Origin of the sequence: Vulcanococcus limneticus LL, assembly GCF_002252705.1 — a bacterium.
Taxonomy (GTDB): Bacteria; Cyanobacteriota; Cyanobacteriia; order PCC-6307; family Cyanobiaceae; genus Vulcanococcus; species Vulcanococcus limneticus.
Window position 1 is genome coordinate 1 of sequence record NZ_NQLA01000038.1, and the last position, 12,445, is coordinate 12,445.

Below are 12,445 nucleotides of genomic sequence, written 5' to 3' on the forward strand. Positions count from 1 at the left end.
CCGCACCTCCGGAATGACAGCTCGTCATTCCACCTTGTTCAACCTCTGATCAGGGCATTCGGGCCTCGGGATTTACACCACGCGAAGGGACGCGGCCCTTCTGCTGCCCTGCAGAGTGACCAATCTTGATTGAACTGCTGGATGGGCTTATGGACTCTTAGTCTGTAATCTATTCGTGCATGGCTTGATAGGGTTGCTCTTGTCTGCTAGTGTGTGGTCACACTCGTGATTCTTCCATCGTCAATGCCGATGATGCGATCTGTCAGTGCAAGAATGCGGGTGTCATGAGTTGCCATTACAACAGCAATATTTTTTTCCTTCGCAACCCTCTTCAGGGTCTTGATGATTTCCAGGCCTGTCTTTCTGTCCAGGGATGCAGTGGGTTCATCTGCTAATATGAGCTCTGGGTTGCAGGCTAAAGCGCGGGCAAAGGCCACGCGCTGTTTCTGGCCTCCAGAAAGCATTGAGGGAAAGCAATCAAGTTTATGCTCAAGTCCTACCGCTGCCAATAGGTCGATAGCTCGTTGTTGACGTTTATCCCAGTCCTCATGAATGCGTGCTTCTGTGGCCACCTGCACATTCTGCAGCGCTGTGAGAAACTCCATCAGGTAGTGGGTCTGAAAAACGATGCCGATCTTTGAGCGTAGTGCCGTGAGACTTTTGGCATTGCAATGCTTTAGATCCTGATCCAATACCTTTAAATCGCCATGCTGCAGGCTCCGCAGCCCACCGAGCAGGGTCAGCAGGGTGGTTTTGCCGCAGCCAGAGGGCCCCGAAAGGGAGATAAACTCGCCACGGTAAAGATCAAAAGATATATCATGTAAGACATGCAGCTTTCCTTCACCATCTCCATAGCAATGGCTGATGTTACGAGCTTCTACCGCCAGTCTGCTGTCCATTGTAAGTGCTAATTGAAAAGCTCTGAGGGGTCAGCATCCTTGAGCTTGTTCATCGCTAGCAGGGCGGATGTGCTGCACATGGCAACGATAAGCAGGAGCGTGGTAAGGGTGACATCGGTTGACATCCGCATGGGAAGCGATGTGTAATTCCGAACAAAGATGTGCAGAAAATGGCTGCTCAGCAAGGCAATCGGGAAGCCCAGAAGGCAAAGGATAAGGCCTTGCTCAAAGATGATCCGTTCAAGACTGGATCTCCTGTAGCCGATTGAAAGGAGTATGGCATAGCTTGGAAGGTGATGGCCAACGTCTGTGTACAGCAGCTGGTAGACCATCATCCCGCCAACGGCGAGGGACATCAGGGCACAAAAAGCGAATGCAAAGCCAATGGGCTTACTGGTATTCCAATAGGACTTCTCGTTGTCAATCAGTTGTTTCTTGCTGATCAGGGATGTATCTGCTGGCAACAGTGGGCGCATCTCCTTGAGTGCTTGCTGAAGACTGCTGCCACGTTTCAGCTTGATCAGGCCCAGTTCAATGGACCTCGAGTCATCGGCAAAGATGTCTTCAAATGTTGTTGTGCTGGTGATGAATGAAGCGTCGTAACCAAAGGATGGTCCTAGATTGACCAGGCCTGCAACGCGTAACCGCTCATCGCCCACAAAAGCGATCACATCTCGGCCTGCCTGGAAATTGTTCTGGACGGGGCCAAACTCTGGGCGTGACAGACGATCGTAAAGAATTCGGCCGGGCTGATCCAGGAGGTGCTGCTGAGCCTGGATCTCCCGATCGGCAAAGGGGGTCTGGAAGGGATAAATGCCAATGGCAATCGCCAGCCGAGCCTCAGGGCTGCCTTGCAAGCGCCAGCGAACGTAGCGCCAGCGCATTGGATCGGCGGTCTCCACCGCCGGGTGACCTGCCAGCTGGGCCAATCGGGCCTCCGGAAAGCTCGTGAGGCTTGTGAGACTGACGGATTGGCGCCCCAGCAGGATCAGGTCAGTGTCAAATCTCTCGACGATCGAAACACTGGAGTTGAACAGTGCGGCTTGAAAGCCGAGCTGCATCAGGATCAGAATGCCAGCAAAGGCTACGCCAAGCACGGCCGTGATCAGCCGCACGGGTTGACGCTTCAGCAGCAACCAAGCGAATGGCAGCCTGCGCCGAACACCAAACCAAGACCTCCTGGATCTCATACCAGGTGACTATGGCTGGAATGTGACGCGAATCTTGGCCCCGGCCAAGTCTTGAACGATGGCCAGATCTTCGGGGGCCAGGGCCATCCGCACCTCCACGGTGCGGGCTTCCACGTCGGAGTCGGCCCGCGTATCCAGGGTGAGCTTCAGGCGTTGACTGACCGTGGATGCAATACGAATCACACGCCCTTGTAGGGTCTGCGGGAAACTACTATTTTCGCTCATAATCGAGACACGCTGGCCAGTCTTGATGCGACCGATGTGATCTTCACTGACCTGGGCAATGGCTTCCATTTGTTGGTTGGCGCCAATCTCCATCACACCTTGAGGGCCAGCACGTTCTCCTTCTCGAACGAAGATCTTCAGCACCATTCCGTCGATGGGAGAGAGCAGCCGCCCGTAACTCCGCTCTGTTTCCGCTTGCTTGCGCTCTGCCTGAACCTGTTTGAGCTGGGATTTCAGCTCCAGCAATCTGAGCTCCCGCGTTTCCAGTTCGGCACTGGAATAAGCCCCCTGTGCTGACAGAAGACGATAGCGTTGTGTTTCATTTTCCAGGATGCCAATCTGGCCCTGAAGGGAGCTTATCCTTGTATTTAGCGTGTTGATTTCAGAATCAACTCGCTTTAGATTGTCGAAGCTGGCCAGTAGTTGATTGCGACGTACACGCTGACCTTCCTCAACGTAGAGACTCTCGAGAATGGGTGTGCCATCAACCCGTTGGGCTGGCGGGGATAGCCTGCGAATATCTCCAGCGGGAGTCAGATAGCCGAGTGCGGAGATGTATGTAGTGGCTCTGGTGGGATTGCCGGTGGCCTTGGGATCACTGGATGCCCCCACCGAAGCCGCCTCACCGGAGGGTTTGCGGCTGGGTGCATTCAGGCGGATCACGCCTGCGGCCAGGAGGGCCACCAAGACCAACAGCCCGATGGTGCGGAAGCGCTGGATCACGCAGGACCTCGCGAGTCTGAAGGGTCGGCGGTTGGGATCACTCGGTTGGTTGTTGCCGCTGATTGTTGCCGCAAAGCCCTCCTGCTCCGATTCTCGCATGGTGACAAGACATCAGGTGTGAGGCATACTCGGCGGCCCTCGCTTCCCATCCTGCCAACGGCTCAGCGGAAAGAAAAAAGCCCCCTCGGAAGAGGGGGCTGCGGGATGGCCATCGAGACCTGATCGAACGACGATCAGACGAAGGTGCCGTTGGAGATGAACTCAGAGCCGACGTTGTCGAGCACGGTCCAGTTGGTCACCGAGTTGATCGAGTTGACGAGGTTTTGCAGCGGGCTGCCAGGGTTGGTTGCAGTAGCAGCGTAGGCGTTGAGATCGATCGTAGCGGTGGCTACCAGGATGTCTTCGCCGCCGGTGGGGGTGGCAGCGACTTCGAAGGATTCGGTGCCGTTGGCATTGACCCTCCAAGTACCACGCACTGCGAAGTTCAGTTGCTGGCCGTTGGTGTAGAAGCTGGGGAGGTTGGGGAAACCAGGAGTAATGAGGTCAAAGCCCCAGCTCAGCTGGTTCTGTTGGTTGAAGTCACCAAGAACCAGGCCGGCGGCACCGGTGGCCAGCTTGTTGGAGCCAGCACCAGCGCTCCAGTCGGTGATCACATCAAAGCCGCTGTTCAGGGTGACGGTATCCCCACCATTGATAACGCCGTCATAGCCCACATCCTGCACAGAGCCATTGGCCCCAGCAAAAGAGGCGGTGGCGACACCACCAGTGACAGTGACTTGGGGATTGGCGAGGGTGCCAGCCAGAAGGTTGGGATTGAAGAGCTCAAGGCTCCGGGTGGAGTTGGCACCTTGCTGGAACTGGTTCGATCCCGTGCCGCCGGTCAGAACATCGTTGCCAGCGCCACCATTGATGAAGTCACCACCAGCGCCACCGTTGAGGCTGTCGCGGCCGGCGTTGCCGCGCAGGCTGTCTTCACCATCGTTGCCTTCGATGTTGTCATTGGCGCTGCCGCCGATCAAGGTGTCTGCACCGGCATCGCCGCGCAGGCGAACACCAACAACGCTGGTGCTGGCGTCAATCCGGTCATCACCTTCGCCGCCAGCGACGATGCTGTTCTGGAAGATCGTGGTGGCGGAAACGAGCCTGACGTTGATGGTGTCGTTGCCCAGGTTGCCATCAATGAGGGTGTTGACGTAACCGGTGGCGGTAGCACTACCGTCGGCGACGTTGATGGTGTCGTTACCCTGGCCGCCGAAGATCGAGGAATCCGAGGTGTTGACGGTCGCACCCGAGGCCACGCCGGTGTTGATTACATCGTCGCCAAGGTTGCCGTTGACGATGGAGCTCTGCAGGTTGCCGACATAGATGGTGTCGTTGCCCTGGCCACCGGAGATGGTGCTGAGGGTGGCGGGAATACCCAGCTGGGCGTTGCCGATCGTGTCGTTGCCGCCGTTACCGTTGAGGAAGCTGGAGATCAGCGTCGCACCGGCGATGATGTTCGGGGTCAGGATGTCATTGCCTGCGCCACCCCGGATGCTGGAGTTGCTGAGGGCAAGGCCCCAGTTGACAACGTCATCGGCGCCTTCGCCGTACACGTCAACACTGGTGCTGCCGGTGGGCAGGGAGGTAATGGCTGCTTGGTCGACGCCGTCGGTACCCTGATAGGTGGTGACGGTGCCGTTGGTGGTGATGGTAAAGGCCACGGTTTGGTGTGCGAATGCAGGGACGCGGGAGCAGTCTACGCTTTGGTGCGCAGCAAAGTCAATTTACCGAACAATCCGGGGGCCGGCCAGTTGTCTGGCCTGCATGGAGGCTGATCGCTAAAGTCTCTGTGCTGCAAGGGGTCTGGGCGGTTTGCCTCGGGCATCTGGCCGCCTTGTTCCCCTTGTATCTTGGTAGGGCTATGTCGCCGAGTCCTAACATTGGCGAATCGGTGAATTGCCCTCGATCGGTCTCGCCTGATGTCTCAGATGCGACGCAGGGAATCGGTTTTGTTCTTGAAGGCCTCCAGTAGTACCTGTAGATACGTCACCTTGCGCAGCTTGATGTGGGCCTGCACCGACATGCCCACCTGCAGAGGCAGGGTTTGGCCGTTCTTGATGGTGAGCTGTTGATTGCGCAGCGCGATGTCCGCCGGATAGCGATAGGAATCCCGACGCACCGTCTGATCCGGCGGCAGGGCATCGGAGCCGATGCGCTTCACCGTGCCCTCTAGCACACCGAAATCCGTGGCGGGGAAAGAGTCCACACTCAGATCCACGGGCATGCCCACGCGCACGAAGCCGATATTGCTGTTGGCGATTTCCACCCGGGCCTGCAACTGGGCCTTCGGTACCACCTTCATGACCGAAGTGGCGCCTTGGGCCACAAAGCCCACCGCTGTGGGTTTGAGATCGAAGATCACGCCATCCACTGGTGAACGGATCGATTGATAGCGAAGGGTGAGGTTGGACTCGGCCTGCTGGGAGCGCAGCTCGGAGAGCTCACTGCGCAGTTTGTCCAGCTGTTGTTCAAGGATGGCGGTCTGGCGCAGCCGGTCTGTCTGGCTCTGCTCCAGTTTGCCCATGCCCTCCTGAACGCGGTTGCGCTGGTTCAGGTATTGCAGTTCGGCCAGGGCTCCCGCAGCATTGAGTGTTTCAAGGCGGGAGAGGATGGTGCGATCCAGCTCCAGCTGCTTGGCCAGCATGGCCGATTCGGACCGGTTCAGATCCAGATAGCGGTTCAGTTCTTCCTGCTTGAAGGCCAGCTCGCTCTGCTTCAGCCCGATCGATTTCTCCAACGACCGTCCCCGCTGGCTGCTGGCCTCGGTGTCCAGCTGCATGAGGATCTGGCCGGCCTTCACACGCTCTCCCTCCTTCACCAGGATCGCCTTGGCCACGCCGCCCACCGGCATCTGGATCTCCTTCACGGCCCCGATCGGTTCCAGCTTGCCGTCGGCCACCACGATTTCCTCGGTTTTGGCCAGGGCCAGCCAGCCGATCGCAAAGCCGGTGGTTGCGATCAGGCTCCAGGTGACACTGCGCATCCAGCGGTTCGACTGGCGGACACCCACCTCCTCCTGGCTGCTCTGGATCAGGCGCTCCTCCAGCTGGCGGCGCGTGGCCTCAAGGGGGTTCATGAGATCGATTCCTGTTGGCGGTAGAGGGCGAAATAGCGTCCGCGTCGGGCCATCAGCTCGTCGTGGCTGCCGGTTTCCACGATGGAGCCGCGGTCCATCATCACAATCAGATCGGCATTGCGAATCGTGCTCAGCCGGTGTGTGATGAAGAACACCGTGCAGCCCTTGAGGCTGGAGCGCAGGTTTTCGCACACCTGGCGCTCGGTGTCGTAATCCAGGGCGCTGGTGGCCTCGTCCATCACCAGTAGCTTGGGATTGCTCAGCAGCGTGCGGGCGATGGCGATGCGCTGGCGCTGGCCGCCACTGAGGCCGGCTCCCCGCTCGCCCACCGGGGTGCTGTAGCCGGAGGGCAGTTCCATGATGAAGTCGTGGGCGGCGGCAATCCGGGCGGCGGCCACGATCGCCTCACTGCTGGCTTCGGGATCGGTGAGGGCAATATTCTCGTTGATCGTGCCGGAGAACAGCAGCGGATCCTGCGGCACGATGCCGATCTGGCGGCGTAGGGAATACAGCTCCACCTTGTCGATGTCGTAGCTGTCGATCAGGATTCGTCCCTCCTGGGGGCTATAGAGCCGGGGTAGCAGCTTCATCAGCGTGCTCTTGCCGCTGCCGCTCTGGCCCACCACCCCCACAAAGGTGCCGGCCGGTACCGTGAGGTTGATGTTGCGCAGGATGGCTGGCGAGCCCGGGGCGAAACTGAAGCTGAGATCCTCAAAACGCACCTTGCCTTGCACCGGTGGCAGCGGGATCTTCTGCTGGTCGGCCTCGTTGGATTCCTGGGGTGTATCCACAACATCCGCCAGCCGCTCGAACGACACCCGCAGCTCCTGCACGTTCTGCCAGATCGTGGTGAGCCGCAGCAGCGGCTGGGTCACATAGCCGCTGATGATGCGGAAGGCGATCAGCTGCCCCAGGGTGAGCTGGCCCTGGAGCACCAGTACGGCACCCACCCACAGCACCAGCAGCTGGGATACCTTCTGCAGCCACTGGCTGGTTTCATTAACGGCTGTTCCCGTGATCGTCTTCTGGAAGGTGAGCGCCATGTACCGGCTGTAGCGCTCCTGCCAGGTCCAGCGGCTCACCATCTCCACGTTCTGGGCCTTCACCGTCTGGATGCCGGAGAGCACCTCCACCAGGTGGCTCTGGGTGCTGGCGTTGGCCTCGGCGGCCTGGCGGAACTGGCGGCGGAAGAGGGGAGCGCCCACAAAGGTGATGAATACCTGGATCGGCACCACCAGCAGGGCCACGATCGTGAGCACCCAGCTGTAGAGTGCCATCACCAGGATGTAGATCACCGAAAAGGCCGCATCCAGCACCGTGGTGAGGGCCTGGCCGGTGAGGAAATTGCGGATCTTCTCCAGCTCGGCGATGCGGCTGGAGAGTTCACCCACCGGCCTGCGGTCGAAGTAGCCCAGGGGCAGGCGCAGTAGGTGGTCGATCACCTCGGCCCCAAGGCGCAGGTCGATGCGGTTGGTGGTTTCGGCGAACAGGAAGGTGCGCAGGCTGCCCAGTACCCCCTCCAGCAGCGACACCACCACCAGGGCGATCCCCAGCACCTGCAGGGTGTCGAGGCTGCGCTGGCTGATCACCTTGTCGATGATCACCTGGATCAGCAGGGGGTTGGCCAGGGTGAACAGCTGCACCACGAAGGAGGCCGCCAGCACCTGTAGCAGCACGCCCCGGTATTGCTTGATCGCGGGCCAGAACCAGGCCGGCCCGAACCGGGCTTCCGGCGTGCTCACCATCCGGTCGAACAGAAGCAGCTGCAGGCCATCGGGGAAGCGCTCGGCCACCTGCCTGGGGCTGAGGGTCACCCAGCCATCGGCGGGGGAGGCCAGCGTGAGGCCAGCCTCGCTGCTCTCGGTGATCAGAGCGAAGGCCTTGCCCCAGCTCACGAGGGCCGGGGTCTGCAGCCGGTTCGCCAGCAGCAACGGTACCTGGGAGCTCATCACGTGCAGGCCCAGGTTGGACGCCAGCTGGCCGCAGAGCTGCAGGCTGGGGCTGTGGCCGCGGCGCTCTGCGTCCTGGAGCACCTTCTCGATCGCATCGCGCCGGTAGGGCAGGCCCATCAGCCGGCTGATCATCTGGAAGCAGGCCAGTGTCACCTCGAAGGGGCGTTCCGCCCGCACCAGAAGAGCCTTCGAGGCCCCCAGGCTGCGGCCGTGGGCCTGGGCGATCGGCAGCGCACTGCGGGCCGGTAGTTCGGGAGCGTCCTGGATGGTGGGCGCCGATGGCTGCTGGCCCGCCGCGGTCGCGTGGCCCTGGCCGATGGCGTCGCCATTGTTGGATGTGGCTGTTCCGGTTTCGGGCTGCCGTTCCAGTTGGTCGATCAGGCTCGCGGGTAGACCGATCAGTCGCAGCGGCAGCGGTGAGGGTTCGCGTGGCAGGGTCTGGTGGGGCTCCAGGCGGTCCCCCAGGCTCCAGCTACCGCTGATGCCACTTGCCACATGCACCAGCAGTCCTGCTTCGGCGGCCTGCTCGATGGCGGCAGGTTCCGCCGCCACCAGCGCCGCGCCCCGCTTGGCGGCGGCGGCCAGGGCATCGGCCAGCGACACATCGCTGCGGTGTGTCCTTTGCAGCAGTTCCTTGAGCAGCGCAGCCAGCTCGGCTGGAAACAGGGTGGACCCGCACCAGCCGCGGAACCCGTCTTCCTGCTCAAACAGCTTGAGCAGCAGCGCATCGGGAATGGCCGCCGCCACCAGTTCGCTGCTGGCGGACACCTCCTCGCACGGCAGGGCCCGCAGCAGCGACACCAGCCCCACCAGATGGCCAGGCCCCAGCTTGGCCAGAGTCACTAGCTTGCCCCGATCGCTGCCAAGCAGGCGCGCGTTGCCCTGGAGGATCAGCAGCACTTTGCTGGGGATCAACTGCTCCTGGCAGAGGATCTGTCCCGGGCGGAAGCGCAGGTACACCATCCCCTCCGCCAGCTGTCCACGGGCCGCCTCGGACAGGTCGGCAAAGGCCGGGTGTCCGAGGACCGCCAGCGATGGATTGGGGGATGTGGTCATCCGTTGGGAAGTCCGCTGACGAGGCTGGCGCCTGTCGGTTGAAGAAGATGCGCGATCCTAATTGTGGCCTCCTCCTTCACCCACTCGCTGAACAGCTCGAAGGCCATTTGCTTGGCCGTCCCCTCGTCGAACGTGGCATGGATGTAGCGGTCGAGGCGGGCCACCACCCACCAGGAGGCCAGGGGGAATGGGTCCAGCAGTTCTCCGTCCTTGGCGGTGCGTAGCCGCTCGGCCAGTTGCGGGTGGGCGCTGGTGAGCGGTTTGGGCCCAATGACGCCCGAGCTGGCCCGCTCGGGGCCCTCGGAGTACTGGGCCGCCAGCGCGCCGAAACTGGCCTCGCCGCTCGCGATCTGGAAGTAGAGCTCCCGGGCCAAGGCGCCATCTTGCACCCGCAGCAGGCTGTACACCACCTGATCCAGCTGGATCTTGCGCTGCAGGAAGCGGGCTTCCGACTTGGAGGCATACTGCTGCTGGCAGAAGCGCTCGATCCGCAGGGGCAGCAGGGCCTGCCAGGTCAGGTCGTCGCGGGACCAGCCATGGGTGCAGGCCATCTGGCTGGCCATCGCCTCGGGATCGGCCTTGCCGCTGAACTTGGCGATGGCCTGGTCTTGCTCCTCCTCGGGGATCGCGATGTCCCTTACCGCCTCGGCCACGATCTCCTGTTCCAGGAGGTTGCGCAGCAGATTGCGCCGGCGCAGGCGTTCCAGGGCCGCCGGAGGGAAGGTGCTGGTGAGATCACTCATGGTCTCCACCCTATGGCCCAGGGATGGGGTTCCTGGCAGCTGTTGGGGCGGTCCTGCGGCTGGTTTGACCCTGGGGACCCCCGTGGTGCATACTTGTTTCATCGGCGAACGCCGGACGCCACGGGCCTCTTCTCTGAAGCCCGTTTCTGCGGATGTAGCTCAGTGGTAGAGCATCTCCTTGCCAAGGAGAGGGTCGAGAGTTCGAATCTCTTCATCCGCTTGATTTCATTACTATTTCACTGCCTGCTTTTCAGCAGCAGTTGTTGGGAACGCATCTCCTCGAAGCCCAGCTGGCGATAGAAGCCGGCGCTGTTGGTCGTCATCAGATAGGTCCGCTCTACGCCCCTGAGCAGCGGAGCCTCCAGCAGCAGCGTCACCAGCCGCCGCCCCAGGCCCTGGCCCTGGTAGGCCTCCGCCACCACCACGTCCCACAGCGCGGCCCGGTACACGCCGTCGCTGCTGGCACGGCCGAAGCCCACCAGCCGCCGGCGGTCCCAGGCACTCACGGCGGCCTGGCTGTGACGCAGCATCCGGCGCAGGTCCCGGGTGCTGCGGCCGGAGGCCCAGAAGCTGTGGTCGTTGAGCAGGGCCTGCAGCTGGCCGATCGCCCCCACCGGCTGCCAGCCGGCGCCGAGCCCCAGGCGCAGGGCCGGGGCGCCTGGCTGGTGCCGGATCAGCTGGAGCGCCGCCGCGTCGGGGCGGGATGGGGGGTCGGCTGAGCGAAGCGCCATGGGCCGATCTTCGCGCGGCGCCCTGCACCAGACTGCGGCCCGTGCCAATTGACTTCGCCTCGGGGGGAACCGCGTGCCACTGCAGACCATCGAGGAGCTGGCGCTGTTCCATCCCTCCGGCCGCTTCGTGCTGCCGGGCAACCCCTTCGGCAAGGATGTGGCCAACGGGGCCCTGTTCCGTGCCCTGGCCCGCCACGGTGGCTACCGGCAACTGAACGTGCTCAACCAGCTTGGCCTGAGTCCTGCGCAGCTGGCCGACGGGTTGTTCGCCGAGGGCGAAGCGGGTCCGGCGTTGGCCGGTGGCCCCCTCTGGTCCACCGCCATTCCCGCCCGTAGTGGCGTGCTGCTGCGCGGGCAGCCCCACCTCTCGGAGCTGGCCTGGATCCGCCGCGGTGAAGGTCGCGACGACGCCTACAGCCTGGTGGGCCTGATCCACACCCTGGCGCCACCCGCCGTGCGCGAGAGCATCGGCGCGGCAGCGGTGGCTCCCCTCCAGCCCTGGGACGCCCTGGTCTGCACGTCGCCCGCCGTGCAGCAGGCCCTGCGCGAGATGTTCGAGGGCTGGGGTGCCTACTTGCGCGAGCGCTTTGGCGGCAGCCGGACGACCCTTCCCGAGCTGCCCCTGATCCCCCTGGCGGTGGAGGTGGAGAGGATCGCGGCCCAGGCCGCCTCCACTGCCGCCCGCACCGCCCTGCGCGCTCGCCTGGGCATCGCCGCCGACGACCTGCTGGTGCTCTGGCTGGGCCGGCTCTCCTACTTCGAGAAGGCCTTCCCCCAGGTGATGTTCCAGGCGGTGCAGGACGCGGCCCGGCAGGCCGGGGTGCGGGTTCACTTCGCCCTGGTGGGCTGGTTCCCCAATGGGGAGGCCGATCAACAGCTCTACCGCCAGGCGGCCGAGGCCTATGCCAGTGACGTGAACGTGCTGGTGCTCGACGGCAACGACCAGGACACCGTGGCCCAGAGCTGGGCCGCCGCCGACATCCTTCTCTCGCTGGTGGACAACATCCAGGAGACCTTCGGCCTGGCGCCGGTGGAGGCCATGGCCGCCGGCCTGCCGGTGGTGGTGAGCGACTGGGATGGCTACCGCTACACCGTGCGCGATGGGGTGGAGGGCTTTCTCATCCCCACCCTCGGCGCCCCAGGAGGTGCCCCCGGCCAGCTGCTGGCCCACCTCCACAGCCTGGGCCTGGAGACCTACCAGACCTATGCCGGTGCGGTGGCCCAGCACACCGCCGTGCACGGGGGCCAGGCCGCGGCGGCCCTGGCGCGGCTGATCGCCTCGCCGGAGCTGCGGACCTCGATGGGAGCGGCCGGCCAGCGGCGGGCCCGCCAGATGTTCTCCTGGCCTGTGGTGGTGGCCCAGTACAACGAGCTCTTCCGTGAACTCGCCCAGCGGCGCCACGGCGCCCAGGCCCAGGCAGGCGCGGCCTCCCCCCACCGGATCAGCCCGCTGCGGGGCGATCCCTTCGTCGATTTCGCCGGCTTCGCCACCAACGTGCTCGAGTCGGACACCCGGGTGCGCCTGGGTTCCGGGGTGGCTGGGCCGGAGGCCCTGGCCCGAACCCAGGCCGTGGCCCTCGATCGGAAGTACCCCGGCCTGCGGGGCAGCCGGGAGGAGGCGGCCCGGCTGCTGGCCCTGGTGGCCGCGGCCGATCCGGCCCAGGGCTGCTCCGTGGCCGAGCTCATGGCCGGCTTCGACCCATCCCGGCGCCCCTTCCTCGCCACCACCCTGGTGTGGCTGGCCAAGCTGGGCCTGCTCGACTGGCTACCCCCGGGCTGAGTCGCGAGCCCCTGGGCAGCGGCCCTCA

At 63.2% G+C, this 12,445-nt stretch carries 9 protein-coding genes and 1 tRNA gene; 2 read left to right on the top strand and 8 right to left on the bottom strand.

The genetic code is table 11. The features are described 5' to 3' along the window. Positions 1–206: 206 nt before the first annotated feature. The 7 genes from CJZ98_RS13195 to CJZ98_RS13225 all read right to left on the bottom strand — a co-directional run bounded on the left by CJZ98_RS13195 (position 207) and on the right by CJZ98_RS13225 (position 9,906). Positions 207–899, bottom strand: a complete 693-nt coding sequence (locus tag CJZ98_RS13195) for an ABC transporter ATP-binding protein (protein WP_094591601.1) — start codon at positions 897–899, stop codon at positions 207–209. Between the two features lie 8 nt (positions 900–907). Further along, positions 908–2,089, bottom strand: a complete 1,182-nt coding sequence (gene devC / locus CJZ98_RS13200; RefSeq protein ID WP_094591602.1) for an ABC transporter permease DevC — start codon at positions 2,087–2,089, stop codon at positions 908–910. A 9-nt stretch (positions 2,090–2,098) separates the two neighbouring features. Continuing rightward, positions 2,099–3,037: an efflux RND transporter periplasmic adaptor subunit gene (locus CJZ98_RS13205; RefSeq protein WP_157910986.1), complete on the bottom strand. Its 939-nt coding sequence runs from the start codon at positions 3,035–3,037 to the stop codon at positions 2,099–2,101. Between the two features lie 233 nt (positions 3,038–3,270). Beyond that, complete coding sequence (locus CJZ98_RS18030) at positions 3,271–4,740, bottom strand: calcium-binding protein (RefSeq protein ID WP_108723305.1); 1,470 nt, start codon at positions 4,738–4,740, stop codon at positions 3,271–3,273. A 263-nt stretch (positions 4,741–5,003) separates the two neighbouring features. Further along, the gene (locus CJZ98_RS13215) at positions 5,004–6,155 is read right to left on the bottom strand and encodes an HlyD family secretion protein (RefSeq protein ID WP_094591604.1); all 1,152 of its coding nucleotides are present in this window, start codon (positions 6,153–6,155) and stop codon (positions 5,004–5,006) included. Further along, the gene (locus tag CJZ98_RS13220; RefSeq protein ID WP_094591605.1) at positions 6,152–9,163 is read right to left on the bottom strand and encodes a peptidase domain-containing ABC transporter; all 3,012 of its coding nucleotides are present in this window, start codon (positions 9,161–9,163) and stop codon (positions 6,152–6,154) included. The genes CJZ98_RS13215 and CJZ98_RS13220 overlap by 4 nt, the downstream gene beginning before the upstream one ends. Then, a complete protein-coding gene (locus CJZ98_RS13225) occupies positions 9,160–9,906 on the bottom strand; it encodes a peptidylprolyl isomerase (protein WP_157910987.1) in 747 nt (248 codons plus the stop codon). The genes CJZ98_RS13220 and CJZ98_RS13225 overlap by 4 nt, the downstream gene beginning before the upstream one ends. A 148-nt stretch (positions 9,907–10,054) precedes the next feature. Here CJZ98_RS13225 and CJZ98_RS13230 point away from each other — a divergent pair. Beyond that, a tRNA-Gly gene (locus tag CJZ98_RS13230) sits at positions 10,055–10,126 on the top strand. 16 nt (positions 10,127–10,142) lie between these two features. Here CJZ98_RS13230 and CJZ98_RS13235 read toward each other — a convergent pair. Next, positions 10,143–10,637 (bottom strand): GNAT family N-acetyltransferase, encoded by a 495-nt coding sequence (locus tag CJZ98_RS13235; RefSeq protein ID WP_094591607.1) that lies wholly within the window; start codon positions 10,635–10,637, stop codon positions 10,143–10,145. A 73-nt stretch (positions 10,638–10,710) separates the two neighbouring features. Between CJZ98_RS13235 and CJZ98_RS13240 the strand changes: the two genes are divergently transcribed. Beyond that, positions 10,711–12,417, top strand: a complete 1,707-nt coding sequence (locus tag CJZ98_RS13240) for a glycosyltransferase family 4 protein (protein WP_198537777.1) — start codon at positions 10,711–10,713, stop codon at positions 12,415–12,417. The last annotated feature ends 28 nt before the right edge of the window (positions 12,418–12,445 follow it).